The 15,444-nt window shown below is 46.1% G+C and carries 15 protein-coding genes and 1 tRNA gene; 2 read left to right on the forward strand and 14 right to left on the reverse strand.

Annotation, left to right across the window (positions count from 1 at the left end):
• The first annotated feature begins 8 nt into the window (after positions 1 to 8).
• Positions 9 to 1,598, forward strand: coding sequence for a gamma-glutamyltransferase family protein (locus ICN23_RS00205; RefSeq protein WP_216230395.1), 1,590 nt, complete (start codon positions 9 to 11; stop codon positions 1,596 to 1,598).
• Between the two features lie 4 nt (positions 1,599 to 1,602).
• On the opposite strand, the gene ICN23_RS00210 is transcribed toward ICN23_RS00205, so the two are convergent.
• The 8 genes from ICN23_RS00210 to ICN23_RS00245 form a co-directional block, all read right to left on the reverse strand.
• Complete coding sequence (locus ICN23_RS00210; protein WP_216230396.1) at positions 1,603 to 1,923, reverse strand: type II toxin-antitoxin system PemK/MazF family toxin; 321 nt, start codon at positions 1,921 to 1,923, stop codon at positions 1,603 to 1,605.
• Between the two features lie 5 nt (positions 1,924 to 1,928).
• Entirely contained in the window at positions 1,929 to 2,219 is a 291-nt protein-coding gene (locus ICN23_RS00215; RefSeq protein ID WP_255532664.1) for an AbrB/MazE/SpoVT family DNA-binding domain-containing protein, read from the reverse strand.
• 55 nt (positions 2,220 to 2,274) lie between these two features.
• Positions 2,275 to 3,606, reverse strand: coding sequence for an ATP-dependent RecD-like DNA helicase (locus tag ICN23_RS10055; RefSeq protein ID WP_216230397.1), 1,332 nt, complete (start codon positions 3,604 to 3,606; stop codon positions 2,275 to 2,277).
• Positions 3,607 to 3,609: 3 nt separating this feature from the next.
• Positions 3,610 to 4,395 (reverse strand): SUMF1/EgtB/PvdO family nonheme iron enzyme, encoded by a 786-nt coding sequence (locus ICN23_RS00225; RefSeq protein ID WP_216230398.1) that lies wholly within the window; start codon positions 4,393 to 4,395, stop codon positions 3,610 to 3,612.
• Positions 4,396 to 4,447: 52 nt separating this feature from the next.
• Positions 4,448 to 4,523 (reverse strand) — tRNA-His (locus ICN23_RS00230).
• Positions 4,524 to 4,590: 67 nt separating this feature from the next.
• A complete protein-coding gene (dusA, locus tag ICN23_RS00235) occupies positions 4,591 to 5,673 on the reverse strand; it encodes a tRNA dihydrouridine(20/20a) synthase DusA (RefSeq protein ID WP_216230399.1) in 1,083 nt (360 codons plus the stop codon).
• A gap of 96 nt (positions 5,674 to 5,769) precedes the next feature.
• Positions 5,770 to 6,024: a hypothetical protein gene (locus ICN23_RS00240; RefSeq protein WP_216230400.1), complete on the reverse strand. Its 255-nt coding sequence runs from the start codon at positions 6,022 to 6,024 to the stop codon at positions 5,770 to 5,772.
• Between the two features lie 24 nt (positions 6,025 to 6,048).
• On the reverse strand, positions 6,049 to 6,432 hold the full coding sequence (locus ICN23_RS00245; protein WP_216230401.1) for a translational machinery protein: 384 nt from the start codon (positions 6,430 to 6,432) through the stop codon (positions 6,049 to 6,051).
• A 141-nt stretch (positions 6,433 to 6,573) separates the two neighbouring features.
• On the opposite strand from ICN23_RS00245, the gene ICN23_RS00250 reads away from it, so the two are divergent.
• A complete protein-coding gene (locus tag ICN23_RS00250; protein ID WP_216230402.1) occupies positions 6,574 to 8,214 on the forward strand; it encodes an FMN-binding glutamate synthase family protein in 1,641 nt (546 codons plus the stop codon).
• A gap of 20 nt (positions 8,215 to 8,234) precedes the next feature.
• On the opposite strand, the gene ICN23_RS00255 is transcribed toward ICN23_RS00250, so the two are convergent.
• The 6 genes from ICN23_RS00255 to typA all read right to left on the reverse strand — a co-directional run bounded on the left by ICN23_RS00255 (position 8,235) and on the right by typA (position 15,417).
• Positions 8,235 to 9,131: a pseudouridine synthase gene (locus ICN23_RS00255; RefSeq protein WP_216230403.1), complete on the reverse strand. Its 897-nt coding sequence runs from the start codon at positions 9,129 to 9,131 to the stop codon at positions 8,235 to 8,237.
• Between the two features lie 46 nt (positions 9,132 to 9,177).
• On the reverse strand, positions 9,178 to 10,224 hold the full coding sequence (gene arsB / locus ICN23_RS00260) for an ACR3 family arsenite efflux transporter (protein WP_216230404.1): 1,047 nt from the start codon (positions 10,222 to 10,224) through the stop codon (positions 9,178 to 9,180).
• A gap of 8 nt (positions 10,225 to 10,232) precedes the next feature.
• Positions 10,233 to 10,712 carry an arsenate reductase ArsC gene (locus tag ICN23_RS00265; protein ID WP_216230405.1) on the reverse strand — a complete coding sequence of 160 codons (480 nt, stop codon included), beginning with the start codon at positions 10,710 to 10,712 and terminating at the stop codon, positions 10,233 to 10,235.
• Complete coding sequence (locus tag ICN23_RS00270; RefSeq protein WP_216230406.1) at positions 10,709 to 11,038, reverse strand: helix-turn-helix transcriptional regulator; 330 nt, start codon at positions 11,036 to 11,038, stop codon at positions 10,709 to 10,711. Before ICN23_RS00270 ends, ICN23_RS00265 begins: the two co-directional genes overlap by 4 nt.
• Positions 11,039 to 11,130: 92 nt before the next feature.
• Positions 11,131 to 13,494, reverse strand: a complete 2,364-nt coding sequence (locus ICN23_RS00275) for a Tex family protein (protein WP_216230407.1) — start codon at positions 13,492 to 13,494, stop codon at positions 11,131 to 11,133.
• Positions 13,495 to 13,599: 105 nt separating this feature from the next.
• The gene (gene typA / locus ICN23_RS00280; RefSeq protein ID WP_068323346.1) at positions 13,600 to 15,417 is read right to left on the reverse strand and encodes a translational GTPase TypA; all 1,818 of its coding nucleotides are present in this window, start codon (positions 15,415 to 15,417) and stop codon (positions 13,600 to 13,602) included.
• Positions 15,418 to 15,444: the final 27 nt, after the last annotated feature.

Raw genomic sequence — 15,444 nt, forward strand, 5'->3', positions numbered from 1 at the left:
GACTCGCTATGTTGATTTCCCCTCCCTTTGGTGGTGGCCGCGCTCCGGTACTAGCCAGAAATACCGTTGCTAGCTCTCAACCGCTAGCAACTCAAGCTGGTATCGAAGCTTTGCAAAATGGTGGCAATGCAGTGGATGCTGCGTTGGCAACTGCCATCACCCTTACCGTTGTCGAACCCACGATGAATGGCTTAGGCGGTGATGGTTTTGCCATTCTGTGGGATGGAAAGAAGCTGCATGGCTTAAATGCTTCTGGTCGTGCTCCTGCCGCATGGAAGCCGGAGTATTTTGCTGGTAAATCGGCGATGGATTTAATCGGCTGGAATACGGTCACAGTTCCAGGTATGGTTGCAGGATGGATTGATCTCTCCAGAAAATTTGGCAAGCTACCATTTGCCCAATTATTCAAACGCGCAATTGATTACGCTGAAAATGGTTTTCCAGTATCTCCGGTAATTGCACGTCAATGGCGCGAAGCAATTCCGATCCTGAAGAATCAGCCTGGCTTTTCTGAGTCATTCTTAATTGATGGCAAATCACCACAGGCAGGTCAAATCTGGAAATACCCCGCACAAGCCAAAACCCTAAAAGAAATTGCGGCGACAGAAGGCGAATCCTTCTATAAAGGTCCACTCGCTCAGAGCATGGTCGACTTTGCTCAAGCTACTGGTGGCTGCTTCACTATGCAAGACTTTGCCAACAATCAATCAGAATGGGTTGAGCCCCTTGCCTTTGACTACGGCGACTACACCCTCCATGAAATCCCCCCGAATGGCTCTGGAATAGCAGCGCAAATCGCTTTAGGTATTTTGCAAGCAGCGAATGTAAAGCAATACCCTGCCAACTCTGCGCAGCGTATCCATTTGCAAATTGAAGCGATGCGCATGGCCTTTGCCGATGTGTATGCCTATGTTTCTGATGCGCGCTCAATGGAAATGCCTGTTACTAGCTTGTTAGATAGAGATTACCTGGCAAATCGCGCCTCAATGATTAATCATAATCAAGCAGGAAGCTATGGTGCTGGCGACCCTCACTCTGGTGGCACTGTGTATTTATGCGCTGCCGATGAATCCGGCATGATGATTTCTTATATTCAATCGAATTTCAAAGGCTTTGGCTCTGGCGTAGTCGCACCGGGTGGTATTGCTTTTCATAATCGCGGCATGAGCTTCAGATTAGAAGATGGGCACCCCAATCAAGTGGCGCCAGGTAAGCGTCCATTCCATACAATTCTTCCAGCATTCCTGACCAAAGACGGCAAGCCCACGATGGCATTTGGCGTGATGGGTGGCAATATGCAACCTCAGGGTCATATCCAGTTTGTGATGCGCTTTGTTGATGAATATCTCAACCCTCAAGCTTGTTCAGATGCGCCCCGCTGGCGGATTGATGATTTAGGTAAGCTGACAGTTGAAGCCTCAATGCCAGCAAGTGTTGTTGAGGGCTTAAAAGCCCTAGGCCATGAAGTGGCTGTGCAGCCTGCTAACAGCTTAGATTTTGGTAGCGCACAAGCGATTGCCAAGTTAAGCGAAGATGTAGATTCAGCCTATATTGCTGGTAGCGATCATCGCCGAGACGGATTGGCTGCTGGTTTTTAATTTACTAAAGAGCGAAAGCTTCCTGTAAAACGCTAAGACTTGCAGATAAAGTCTTGGGATTGCTCTTCCCAATTTTCTTAACGAGGCGCAATTTATCTATGGATCTAATTTGATCTAAAAGAATCAGTCCTTTTTTACCGTCATGTGTAATGGGAACTCGAAACCCTGCGGGCCTACCCTTGGTGGTCATTGGCGCTACGATAACTGTTCGTAAATGGTCGTTTAACTCTTGCGGTGAAACCACAATACAGGGTCTTGTTTTTTTAATTTCACTGCCAATCGTTGGATCCAAGTTGATAAGCCATATCTCGCCGCGGGACACCATGCTTTTTACCAAACCCAATCTCCATCTTCCTCGTTTGCAAAGTCACCGAGAACCAATTCATCCTCTCCTGCCCTGACAAGGTTTTGTGCATCCCGAGCCCAATGTTCACGCAATATATTTTTTGGCTTGCTGAGGATAATTTTTTCGCCGTCAACTGCCATCTCAACAACCCCCTCAATCCCAGATTGCTCAAGAATAATCTTTGGAATAACCACACCCTTAGAGTTACCAACAGGTCGTATAGCTATTTGCAAAGGCGCGTTTGCTTGTTGAGGAGATTTATGACTTTTATTCATAGTAATAACAATGTTATTACATTAAAAACGGCAAGTCAAATAGACTCAAATACCCCTATTTAGCGGTAGGAAGACAGTTCATATAGAAGCGCTTGATCTCTTGATCACAACTCACATCTCTTGGCTCAATGGGTCTTTGTAGGGAAATACCTTCGATCGTTTTACAACGACTGAGGGCTACATATACCTGCCCTGAGGCAAAGGCTCCCGATGAGAGATCAACCTTTACTTTATCGAGAGTCTTGCCCTGACTCTTGTGAATAGTCACAGCCCAAGCAAGCATTAGCGGAATCTGCACGTAAGTGCCGATGATGCTCGGAGAGATCTTCCCCGACATCATGTCGTGATCATAGCGATAGGATTCCCACTGATGACCAGTCACTTCAACGGTATTAGAGTAAGGGCCGTTTTGCACCATGACCTTTACCTTGTCTGGCAGCATCTCACGCACGACTCCGATCGTGCCGTTGACCCAACGCTTTGGGAAACCCGGATCAGTTGCTGTAAACATCACCTTAGCGCCGACCTTGAGTACTAAACTATTTGGTGACGGTAGATTGCGCTCATCGACATTGAATTTTCCAGTCGATTTACCGGCATACACCTTACCCTCGGTGGTAATGGCTCGCAGCCCTGCTCCATTGATTTGATCAGCGCGGGCATTTGTCGTGGTGAGAGTAATAGTCTGCTCATCAACTTGTTCATCTTTGCGATAGCACTGCGCATTGAGGATATCAATGGCCTCATCAACATCTTGATTAATCCGAATGCGGTTGAGTAGACCGGCAAAGTGCTCATCTTTTTGTCGAAATATCTTAGAGAGCTCAACCATCGTGACATCTTTGCGATGCAATGCCATAGCGCAGAAGAAATAAGGTCCCTCATATCCACGATCAGCCAGCACTTGCATATCGCTACTCGAGACCACCGGGGGTAGCTGAAATAAATCCCCAACAAACATCACTTGAATGCCGCCAAAGGGCTTGCCTTTTTGCGGACCGTTCTCGCGCAGAAATAAATCCATCGCATCGACCATGTCAGCACGCACCATGGAGATCTCATCAATGATGAGTAAACGAATCTCTTTATATAGACGCTTATCACGAAGTGGCTTGATGTCTTCCTCAGGGAAGATGAGTCGCGGTGGCAATCTAAAGAAGGAGTGAATTGTTACCCCTTTGACTTGCAATGCAGCAACCCCTGTAGGAGCAACCACCACCACATTACCCGGAATAGCCTCACGCAGATAACCAATTAAAGTGGTTTTGCCAGTACCCGCTTTACCACTAACAAAGATATAAGGATCGTGCCGCTCTATAGCCTCAATCACCGCCTCGTAATCAGGTGTGATTTCTATATCGGAGAATTGCGGGATTGGGGTAGACATCCCCTATTGTTTCACGGCATCAGCTACACACCGAAATCCAATGTAAACCACAGCGATATCACCTGGTTTTGATTCCACATCAGACTCCTGTTGTCTTTCGGGGCCATACCACCATGAAGCGCCACGAGTAATGTAGCCACCATTGCGCTCTGTTGCAGTCCATTCCCAGACATTACCGCCCATGTCATACATACCATTGACGCCAGGCTTAGTAGTGTTGGTCGTCACGTGCCCAGCGCCGCGATTCAATGCCCCTGCAGGCGCTAAGCCCTTGTAGTCACCGCAGCCGCTTAAGCAATGCGATGGAGAAGGATTGCTGCCACCTGGAAATGGGTAGCGCTGGCCTTTGGTGTAGCCTGCTGGAGGGTTGGCTCTTTGCTCCAGAAAAGCAGCGCCAGTCCATTCCGCATCCGCAGGCAAACGTTTGCCGTAGTAACGACAAATCGCTTCTGCCTCTTTTTGATTTAGATGAACTGCTGGCTCAGCATCTTTTGCTGGAACGCCATAAGGCGTTTTCCATGTCCATCCTGGTTTTTGTACAAAACCGCCTTCATACGATAGACCGCCACCCTTCTTCTCTGCGGCACTAACAAAGCCAGTCGATGCGGCATATGTTTTGACATCGGCAATAGTCATCTCGGTTTGATCCCAAACGAGATTACCAACCTGGGCCGTGGGAATAGATGATTTTGGAGCGCTCTGACTTGGAGATGACCTCAGCATGAAGTACGCAGCAATGGCTGTGAGCAGCAGTCCAAATAGGACGGTAGAGAAATCAAATTTTTTCATATCAGAGACTGTAATAGAAAAAGCTCCACTAGGGAGCTCTCGAGATATTTAGTGGGGCGAACGACGGGGCTCGAACCCGCGACAACCAGAATCACAATCTGGGACTCTACCAACTGAGCTACGTCCGCCACTGAAGACATAGATTATAGCTTTTTGCTCAAAAACCTGTCAAAAATACCCCTTTGCAGCCCGTATTTAGGGGCTTTCGAACTCAAAAGCAGCCCAATCTCCAAGGCACAAGCTTGCATCGATAAAGAAGTCTGTGATTGCCGCCTTACTCTGAACTTTAGCTAAGGCATGGTGATCTGAGAGTCGTTGACGCCAGTAGCGAGAACCCGCCCTGCCATGAGCAAGGCCCAAAATATGTCTAGTGAAAGCGCCTATATAGAAAGGCTTACCTTTAGCCTGGCATTCATCAAACCAGGCATGGACTTGCTTCACCAATGCAATTTGGATGCGGTGCCATTCGGTTTCACTAAAGAGGTATCCGGCAGCATCTCCATTGGTATTAATCATGTCGTCCCAACCCAAGAGCAATGCCGGGAAATGATAGGCTGCCCTACCAACCATGAAGCCATCAAAGCTGTCCCAATGACCGGCAATTTGTTCGTTAGTTTCTAGACCGCCATTGAGCAACACTTTTAAATTCGGAAACTGCTTCTGTGCATCGAGCCTGAGTTTGGCAGCCACTTCATAGCGCAGCGGTGGTTTACTCCGATTCTCTTTGGGAGATAAACCTTTAAGCACTGCATTGCGCGCATGAATGGTGACTTGGCTTGCGCCAGCATCGGCTACAGCCAAGATAAAGTTCAGGGCAAATTGATAATCAGCTTCTGAGTTTGCAGCATCCATGGAATCTAAGCCTAGGCGATGCTTTACAGAAATCGGAATATCCACCACACCCTTCATTGCCTTGACGCACTCCGCCACCAGATTAGGCTCTGCCATTAAGCATGCACCAAAGGCACCGCGCTGAACGCGCTCAGAAGGACAGCCGCAATTCAAATCGATTTCATCGTAGCCCCACTGTTGAGCAAGTGCGGCTGACTTTGCTAGATCGGAGGGCTCTGCGCCGCCTAATTGCAAAACTACGGGGTGTTGATCGTGCGAGAAATCTAAATGACGTGGCACATCGCCATGTATGAGTGCACCCGTGGTGACCATCTCGGTATAGAGAACAGCCTCTTTAGTAAGCGTGCGATGAAAAGAGCGGCAATGGCGATCAGTCCATTCCATCATGGGGGCGACAGCAAAGCGTTTCTTTTGGGGTTGAGTCATAAACATCAATAAAAGTGCAATATAGGCGCCATTTTAAATGGATAAGGACAACCGAAGTTGCCCTTATCCATTCTGAGTACAGAGACTCTTTTTTACTTACTTGAGCTTGGCTAACTTTGCCTCAAGCTCCACTGCGAGATCTAAAGCGCCCATATATCCAGACTTGAGATGGTTTGGCAGATCAGGATCGCCAACCATAGCCCCCAAAGTCTCTACCAAACTAAACACGATACCTTTGGCCGCACCAGCCGCAATCGAATTGCTGGCCACAGCTTCATCAATATGATTTACAGCATCCAGAAAATAATCATGTCCCGGTAGGCCGTCTGGCCCCAAAGCTTCTTTAGTCATTTGCGTTTTCCTATATATCTAGATTTACAGCATTTGATCCGCTTTATAGAAAAACTTGCGCGCATAAGCAAGAATCTCTTTATCGGTAGGATGATCAACCGTTTCTACGCCAACAATGTTTTCAGCAATCTTAGCGTCATGTTTATGTGCATGCTTAATTAATTCTAATTTTGCAGAACCTGGTCCCAGAATCAAAATTTCCTTGGATTCATTTACGGCATTAATGACTGAATGCAAATACTTGGAGTCTAGAGCAAGTTTGCCGCTACCCACTTCACCGCCCTTGTGATGCAAATGAGCATGAGTGGTTTTGCTGCGAATCACTTCAGCTTCACTAGCCTGTTCACTTAAAAACATTACATGAGCTTCTTTATGGTCAATCCAAATAACTGCGTGATTTAATGACATATTCTTCCTATTATTAATAATGACTACCCTTTGAGAATACTCCTGCCAGGCCGCATAAATGCCTTATACGCTTGATTTAAGTCAAATGAACAGAATTAGCATTAAATTCGTATACTGAAATTATTCACATTTAGGTTAAATATGGCCATCTCACCCAATAAATACATACCCATTAGATACATTCCATTTGGACTGTGTATTTTGGCGGCCATCGCTAGTTTTGCAGCGCTAGAGCTCCATCGGCAAGCATACCAATTCATGCTGATATTTGGATTCCTAAGTTTGGTTGGCATTTATGATCTCCTGCAAACCAAAGTGGCCATCCTGCGCAACTATCCAGTAATTGGACATCTACGTTTCATGCTCGAGTTTATTCGCCCGGAAATTCGACAGTACTTTATTGAGGGTGACAATGATGAAACCCCCTTCTCTAAAGAGCAACGCACTTTAGTCTATTCACGCGCTAAGGCTGTGCCCGATGAAATTCCATTCGGAACTACTTTAGATGTGATGGCCCCGGGATATCAATGGATTAACCAATCACTAGCCCCTACCCGCTTGCTGAGTCACAACTTTCGAATTGAGATTGGCGGAAAAGACTGCAAACAAAAATATTCGGCCAGTATTTTTAATATCTCAGCAATGAGTTTTGGATCTCTAAGCGCAAATGCCGTCATGGCCTTAAATCTTGGCGCCAAAAAAGGTGGTTTTGCTCACGACACAGGTGAAGGATCCATCTCCAAATACCATCGCATCCATGGTGGCGACCTCATTTGGGAGATTGGCTCCGGCTACTTTGGCTGTCGCAATCCTGATGGTAGATTTAATGCGGAAAAATATACTGAGAATGCCGTTGATCCTCAGGTCAAAATGATTGAGCTAAAGTTAAGTCAAGGTGCTAAACCTGGTCATGGCGGCATTCTGCCAGGCTCAAAGGTAACAGCTGAAATTGCTGCTGCGCGTGGCGTTAAAGAAGGTGAGGCTTGCATCTCCCCTGCTTCGCATAGCGCTTTTTCTACTCCGCTAGAGCTAATGTATTTTATTAAGACACTACGTGATCTTTCTGGTGGCAAACCAGTTGGATTTAAATTCTGCGTAGGTCACCCATGGGAGTGGTTTGGCATTGTTAAAGCCATGCTAGAAACCGGCATCTATCCTGACTTCATTGTGGTGGATGGATCTGAAGGTGGCACAGGCGCATCACCAGTTGAATTTACTAATCACGTTGGCACTCCACTTCAAGAAGGGTTGCGTCTGGTTCACAACACACTGGTTGGCGTGAATCTTCGCGATCAAATTAAGATTGGTTGCGCTGGAAAAATAATTAGCGCATTTGATATGGCGGTTGCCTTTGCCTTGGGCGCAGACTGGTGCAACAGTGCCCGTGGTTTTATGTTCTCCATTGGATGTATTCAGGCGCAGGTATGCAATACCGGAAACTGCCCTACCGGAGTGACCACGCAGAATCCATTACGCCAAAAGGCACTAGTGGTTCCAAATAAAGCCGAGCGCGTATTTAATTTCCACAATGAAACTCTAAAGACATTAAAGGCACTGGTTGAGGCGGCAGGACTACATCACCCTGGTGAGATTGATGCACCGCACATCATTCGACGCATCAACAAACATGAAGTACGCCTTTTATCCTTCTTGTTGCCAGAAATGCCAGCAGGACTTCTGCTTACAGCCGATCACATTGATCCGAACCTAAATTTACCGCGAGTTTTTGAACTGTATTGGCATCGCTCGCAAGCGCAGAGCTTTTCTGCCTTAAAAAACTAGAGCGCTCAAGGCTAACTCTTTTAAATCAACAGCTCCTGCTGACTGTTAAACACCCTTAGCTGCCCAGTAATAGGGTCTTGGAATGAGACCTCCTTGGCCAATAACTGTAGAGGCTTAGAAAAGTCCAAGTCATATTCTTGATACGGAGTAAGAATTGGATAGATTTGATCGTTTTTAATTGGAACACCTAAGGAGTTTAGGTGACACCGTAGCTGATGCTTTTTGCCGCTGCCAGGCGTTAGTCGATATCTTGCGAACGGTTCCTTGACCTCCAGAATCTCAATCAAGGTATCTGAATTTGGCTCACCCTGCACTTCATGCATCTGCAAGAAATGCTCAGATTCCTCCAGGCGACTTTGATAAGTCATCGGAAGCTTTTGTTGGAGTTCATTTGAGTACGGCGCAATAGCCTCATACACCTTCTTCACCGCTCTATCTCTGAATAGGTTTTGATATTGGGCACGCTCATTTGGATTTACCGAAAAGATGACTAAGCCAGCGGTATCTCGATCAATGCGATGAATGGGGCTTAGCGTTTGAATGCCTGTAGTTTTCTTGAGGCGATTGAGCAAAGTTTGATGCAAATAAAGACCGCTCGGTGTTACCGGTAAAAAGTGGGGTTTATCAGCAACCAGAATATGCTCATCTTGATAGAGAATTTTCTCTTCAAATGGAATTTCTGGCTCGCGCTCTAACCTTCTGAAATAGACTAAATGCGTATTAGGGAGGTATTGATCATTGGCTTCTAAAGTATTGCCCTCTTGATCAAGAATCAGACCCTCATTGAAACGAGATACCCACTCGCCTTCTGCAATATGAGGAAATTGTTTTAGAAAAAAGGAGAGTAAATTCGAGTGAGCTTGATCAGCGGGTAGATATACCCGCGATGCCGATACCCCTTCTGAATTAACCTTCATAAAGCTCCACTGAAAAATACCCTTAGGAGCTTAGTTTAAATTAATCTCAAATAGCTTTGAAATAGCGATCTTTTATCCACAGAGCAACTGCAACCAAGCCAATCATAATCGGCACCTCAACAAGAGGGCCAATCACCGCTGCAAATGCCGCACCAGAATTAATGCCAAATACAGCTATGGCAACTGCAATGGCAAGCTCAAAGTTATTGCTCGAAGCAGTGAAAGACAAAGTACAACAGCGTTTGTAATCCATACCCATCTTGGTTGTTATGACAAAGGTAATCACAAACATTACGCCAAAGTAAATGAGCAATGGGATAGAAATAGTCAATACATCGCCTGGGAGCTGCAATATCAATTTACCCTTCAAGCTGAACATCACCACGATTGTGAATAACAAGGCAATTAAAGTAATCTTCCCAATTTTTGGCACAAAGTATTCGTGATACCACTCTTTAGAAACAAATTTAAGTGCGATATATCTAGTGAGCAAGCCAGCAATACAAGGGATGCCCAAATAGATAAAGACAGTTTTGGCAATTTCTGCAATCGTAATGCTGACGTTAGAGCCAGCTAAACCAAAGAATGGCGGCAATACTGTTAAGAAGAAATAGGCATACAGACTAAAGAACAGAACTTGAAAAATGGCATTGAATGCGACTAAGCCAGCTGCATATTCTGTAGAGCCTTTAGCGATGTCATTCCAAACAATGACCATGGCAATGCATGGTGCAATACCTATCAAGATCAGACCGGCCATGTACTCTGGTTGATCAGGAACAAAGGTAATCGCCAGAATAAACATGAATGCCGGCGCAATGATCCAGTTCATCAAGAAGGCAATGGCAAAGATCTTCTTATCTCTAAAGACGTCCGGCAAGTCTTCGTAACGGACCTTTGCAAATGGTGGATACATCATCAAAATCAAGCCAATCGCAATAGGGTAATTAGTACTGCCTACTTGGAATGAATTGATGAAGCCCTCTACTCCAGGAAAAAAGTATCCCAAGCCAATACCCAGCGCCATCGCGGCAAAGATCCAAACCGTTAAGTATCGATCTAGAAAAGACAGTTTTTTGGTTAGTGAAGTCATGATGCCGCTTATATTTGAGTGTGAATGTTTTTAAGACTCATGGAGTCCAATTTATCTAATGGCATTGCAGCCAAGATATCGATGCGCTTTTTGAGGCCATTCATCACCTCATTAAATGCAGCCCTCTTTTCTATATCTGTACCCTGAACTCGGGATGGGTCTGGAAAGCCCCAGTGTGCAGTTACTGGATTACCCGGCCAGAATGGGCACACCTCACCTGCAGCGTTATCGCAAACAGTAACGATGAAGTCCATCTTAGGTGCATTGGGCTCGCCAAAAACGTCCCAGCTTTTGGATTTGAGTAAGGCGCGGTCCATACCAAGCTCTACAGCGATATTTGCCGCAATCGGATTGACACTGGTTCCAGGTGTAGAGCCTGCTGAGAAACCTCGCAACTTGCCACTCGGATGAGTAGACGCTAAGGCCTCACCCAAAATTGAGCGCGCTGAATTATGAGTGCAAAGAAAAAGAATGTTGTATTGCTTCATATCGATTTAGACCTTTTAACTACTTTGACAGTGCTGCAATCTTGCCCACCACAACAGTTTTCTAATAAAAATTCACTAAGACTTTGCACAAGCTTGGCATTCGGGCGATAAATTAAATTCCTGCCCTGCCTCTCAACTATTAAGAGATCCGCATGCACTAGCTCCTTGAGATGAAAACTCAAAGTAGCGTTCGGAATACCCAACTTCTCAATAATTTGACTGGGCGTTAGGCCAACATCCCCTCGCTGCACAATCAAACGGAAGACGTTAAGCCTGGATTCTTGACCTAAAGCTAAAAAAGCTTGGACAGCGTCTGTATTTTTCATATTTCCAATTATATAGAAATATATGACATTAATATTACAGGCCGCTAGGGCCTGTAAATACTTTGATACTTAGTTTGAGCTTGGCTCACTCTTTACTTTTTGAGCTTGCCAAATGCCGCTGCCATCGCATTATTGATGGGTGGCGCCTGCCTTCTATCCTCTTGGAGTTTTCTAGGCTCGGCTGATCTAGGGCGATTTGGGGCTCTTTGTTCAGGCTTAGCACCTGCCTTAGAACTCTCTCTTGGCGCTTCATCAGATAGGCGCATTGTTAAAGCAATGCGTTTGCGCTTTTCATCCACCTCAAGCACTTTGACCTTCACTACCTGCCCTGCTTTAACAACACTATGCGGATCTTTAACAAAGGTATTGGATAACGCAGAAATGTGCACCAAGCCATCTTGATGAACACCAATGTCAACAAAGGCGCCAAAGGCCGCTACGTTGGTAACAACACCTTCCAGAATCATGTCTGCCTTCAGATCGCTAATCTTTTCTACGCCATCTTTAAAAGTTGCAGTAGTAAATTCAGGACGCGGATCGCGACCTGGCTTTTCTAATTCCTTAATAATGTCGGTTACTGTCGGCACTCCAAACTGACCATCGGCATACTTTTCCGGTGAGAGTGATTTAAGGAGACTGGAATCACCAATCACTTCCTTTACACCCTTCTTGATATCTTTCAGAATCTTTTCAACCAGTGGATAGGACTCTGGATGGACTGCTGAGGCATCTAACGGATCATCACCATTCATGATGCGCAAGAAACCTGCAGCCTGCTCATAGGTTTTATCTCCAAGGCGTGGAACACTCTTGAGGTCTGCTCTGGATTTAAATGCGCCTTTGCTATCGCGATAGGCCACAATGCCTTCAGCCACAGTAGAGCTCAACCCTGAAACCCTTGCCAGCAATGGTGCAGAGGCTGTGTTCACATCAACACCGACCGCGTTCACGCAATCCTCCACAACAGCAACCAATGATTTGGCCAATTGGGTTTGCATCACATCATGCTGATACTGACCAACGCCAATCGATTTCGGATCGATCTTGACCAATTCTGCAAGTGGGTCTTGTAAGCGTCGAGCAATAGATACCGCACCACGCAATGAAACATCCATACCTGGTAATTCTTTTGAAGCGTACTCTGATGCCGAATAAACAGATGCACCTGCTTCAGACACAACAATCTTGGTCAGCTTTAACTCAGGCTTTGCCTTAATGAGCTCTTGAGCCAATTTATCGGTCTCGCGCGATGCCGTGCCATTACCAATAGAGATTAAAGTCGCATTGTGTTTCTCAGCCAATTTTGCCAAGGTATGCAATGAACCTGCCCAATCATTCTTAGGTTGGTGAGGGTAAATCACATCCGTATCAACCACTTTGCCTGTAGCATCAACGACTGCCACCTTCACACCAGTACGCATGCCAGGATCTAGACCAATAGTTACTCTAGGACCAGCTGGAGCGGCCAAGAGCAGGTCTTTGAGGTTACGGGCAAATACATTGATTGCCTCAGTCTCTGAGCGTTCACGCAAGGCAGTCATGAGTTCAGACTCTAGATGCAATGAGCACTTGATCCGCCAAGTCCAGCGCACGGTATCTGCTAACCATGCATCAGCTGAACGGCCATCATTTTTAATCTTGAAGTGATTAGCAATACGATTCTCACAAGGATTGTGAGATGAGTCCCACTTTGGCTTCTCTTCTTCGGAGTCTAGGCGCAAGTTCACCATCAACATTTGCTCACGGCGTCCTCTAAATAAAGCCAAAGCGCGATGAGAAGGAATGGCTTTAATGGGTTCAGAGTAATCAAAGTAGTCTGCAAACTTTTCACCCTCTTGCTCTTTACCAGCAATCACTTTGGACTCTACTACTCCGTGATCTTGCAAATACTCTCTAAGGGATTGAACTAGCGTGGCGTCTTCAGCAAAACGCTCCATCAAAATTTGACGGGCGCCTTCGAGAGCGGCCTTGGTATCCGGTACGCCAGGGTTACTGGTTCCATCTATGTCAAATGCTTCTTTAATGTATTTAGCAGCTTCTGTTTCAGGATCTAAATCAGGGTTAGCGAGCAAATCATTCGCTAGCGGCTCCAAGCCAGCCTCCAAAGCAATCTGCGCCTTAGTTCTGCGCTTTGGCTTGTAAGGGAGATACAGATCCTCTAAACGCGTCTTATCTTCTGCCAGCATGATGGCTTTGAGTAACTCTGGCGTCATCTTGCCCTGCTCTTCAATTGAGGCAACGATCGTTTTGCGGCGATCTTCCAATTCTCTAAGGTAACTCAGACGCTCTTCTAATAAGCGCAGCTGTGCATCATCTAGGCCACCAGTTGCTTCTTTGCGATACCGAGCGATAAAGGGCACAGTTGCACCCTCGTCCATCAAAGCGATGGCAGCGGCTACTTGGGCGGGTTTAGCGGAAAGTTCTTGGGCAAGACGTTGTTCGATTGATGGCAGCATTTATTTTATTTTCTGACTTTGATGCGTTTCTATTTTTGGAATATTAGTACTGATTGAAGAACAAAAGCCACCCGGAGGTGACTTTTGTTGTGTAGCTAAGCTAGCTTATTCGCGTGAGGCTTTTTTACGCTCATGCTCCTTGAGGTAGCGCTTACGAATACGAATACTCTTCGGCGTTACCTCAACCAACTCATCATCATCAATAAATTCAACTGCGTATTCCAGGTTCATGGCGATTGGAGTCACCAAGCGAACCGCTTCGTCGGTACCGGATGCACGAACGTTGGTTAACTGCTTACCCTTAATCGGGTTCACAACCAAGTCGTTATCACGACTATGAATACCAATGACCATACCTTCATACAAAGGATCGCCAGGGCTTACGAACATACGACCGCGGTCTTGTAACTTCCACAATGCGTAGGCAACTGCTTCACCATCATCTTGGCTAATCAATACGCCGTTATGACGCTCACCCAAGATGCCGTCTTTAGCTGGTGCATATGAATCAAATGTATGACTCATCAAACCGTTACCACGAGTCATGGTCATGAAATCGCCTTGGAAGCCAATCAAACCACGGGCTGGAATGCGGTACTCAAGACGTGTACGACCTTTACCGTCGCTCACCATGTCGAGCAATTCACCCTTACGCTTGCCCAAGTCTTCCATCACGGCGCCTTGAGTTGTATCTTCAACGTCAACCGTTAAGTTCTCGTACGGCTCCATCTTCACGCCATCTTCCTCGTGGAACACAACGCGTGGACGAGAAACTGCTAATTCATAACCTTCACGACGCATTGTTTCTACCAAAATAGTGAGATGCAATTCGCCACGACCAGACACTTCAAATACGGTGTCATCATCAGTTTCTTTAACGCGCAAAGCCATGTTTGACTTCAATTCGCGGTCAAGACGTTCACGAATCTGGCGGCTAGTAACGAACTTGCCTTCACGACCAGCCAATGGGCTAGTGTTCACCATGAAGTTCATGGTCAATGTTGGTTCGTCAATCTTGAGCATTGGTAATGCTTCTGGAACGTCTGGCGCGCAGATTGTTGTTCCGATAGCCAAATCTTCAATACCGTTTACCAATACGATGTCACCTGCTTGCGCTTCGTCAACGATTTCACGCTCTAGGCCACGGAATTTCAATACCTGGTTAATACGGCCTTTGCGTTGAACGCCATCAGGACCGTCCATAAACACAACGTCCATCAATGGCTTAACAGTTCCGCGATTAACACGGCCTACACCGATCTTACCAACGTAAGTACTGTATTCAATCGAGGTAATCTGCAACTGCAAAGGACCTTCTGGATTGTCATCACGCACTGGCACGTGCTTTAACACTGTGTCAAACAATGGGCGCATATCGCCTTCGCGAACATCATCAGTCAAACCAGCATAGCCATTCAAGCCTGAAGCGTAAACAACTGGGAAGTCTAACTGCTCTTCAGTAGCGCCTAATTTGTCAAACAACTCAAAAGTTGCATTGATAACGTAATCAGTACGGGCACCTGGGCGGTCAACTTTATTAATCACAACAATTGGCTTCAAACCCAAAGCCAAGGCTTTCTTGGTTACGAAACGGGTTTGTGGCATTGGGCCTTCAACCGCATCAACCAAGAGCAATACACCGTCAACCATAGAGAGTACACGCTCTACTTCACCACCGAAGTCTGCGTGTCCTGGGGTATCAACGATGTTGATATGTGTGCCGTCATACTCAACCGCACAGTTCTTGGACAAAATAGTAATGCCACGCTCTTTTTCCAAGTCGTTTGAGTCCATGACACGTTCGGTCATTTTTTCATTGGAGCGGAATGTGCCAGATTGGCGCAAGAGTTGGTCAACCAAAGTAGTTTTACCGTGGTCAACGTGGGCGATGATGGCGATGTTACGAAGTGCGCGTTTAGTCATGTGAAGCTTCTAAAGTTAAAGATAAGT

This window comes from Polynucleobacter sp. MWH-Jannik1A5 (genome assembly GCF_018881795.1).
Lineage (GTDB): Bacteria > Pseudomonadota > Gammaproteobacteria > Burkholderiales > Burkholderiaceae > Polynucleobacter.

Coding starts and splice junctions, on each gene's coding strand:
- ICN23_RS00205 (WP_216230395.1), top strand. CDS start 9: ATGTTGATTTCCCCTCCCTTTGGTGGTGGCCGCGCTCCGGTACTAGCC.
- ICN23_RS00210 (WP_216230396.1), bottom strand. CDS start 1,923: ATGGTGTCCCGCGGCGAGATATGGCTTATCAACTTGGATCCAACGATT.
- ICN23_RS00215 (WP_255532664.1), bottom strand. CDS start 2,219: ATGAATAAAAGTCATAAATCTCCTCAACAAGCAAACGCGCCTTTGCAA.
- ICN23_RS10055 (WP_216230397.1), bottom strand. CDS start 3,606: ATGTCTACCCCAATCCCGCAATTCTCCGATATAGAAATCACACCTGAT.
- ICN23_RS00225 (WP_216230398.1), bottom strand. CDS start 4,395: ATGAAAAAATTTGATTTCTCTACCGTCCTATTTGGACTGCTGCTCACA.
- dusA (WP_216230399.1), bottom strand. CDS start 5,673: ATGACTCAACCCCAAAAGAAACGCTTTGCTGTCGCCCCCATGATGGAA.
- ICN23_RS00240 (WP_216230400.1), bottom strand. CDS start 6,024: ATGACTAAAGAAGCTTTGGGGCCAGACGGCCTACCGGGACATGATTAT.
- ICN23_RS00245 (WP_216230401.1), bottom strand. CDS start 6,432: ATGTCATTAAATCACGCAGTTATTTGGATTGACCATAAAGAAGCTCAT.
- ICN23_RS00250 (WP_216230402.1), top strand. CDS start 6,574: ATGGCCATCTCACCCAATAAATACATACCCATTAGATACATTCCATTT.
- ICN23_RS00255 (WP_216230403.1), bottom strand. CDS start 9,131: ATGAAGGTTAATTCAGAAGGGGTATCGGCATCGCGGGTATATCTACCC.
- arsB (WP_216230404.1), bottom strand. CDS start 10,224: ATGACTTCACTAACCAAAAAACTGTCTTTTCTAGATCGATACTTAACG.
- ICN23_RS00265 (WP_216230405.1), bottom strand. CDS start 10,712: ATGAAGCAATACAACATTCTTTTTCTTTGCACTCATAATTCAGCGCGC.
- ICN23_RS00270 (WP_216230406.1), bottom strand. CDS start 11,038: ATGAAAAATACAGACGCTGTCCAAGCTTTTTTAGCTTTAGGTCAAGAA.
- ICN23_RS00275 (WP_216230407.1), bottom strand. CDS start 13,494: ATGCTGCCATCAATCGAACAACGTCTTGCCCAAGAACTTTCCGCTAAA.
- typA (WP_068323346.1), bottom strand. CDS start 15,417: ATGACTAAACGCGCACTTCGTAACATCGCCATCATCGCCCACGTTGAC.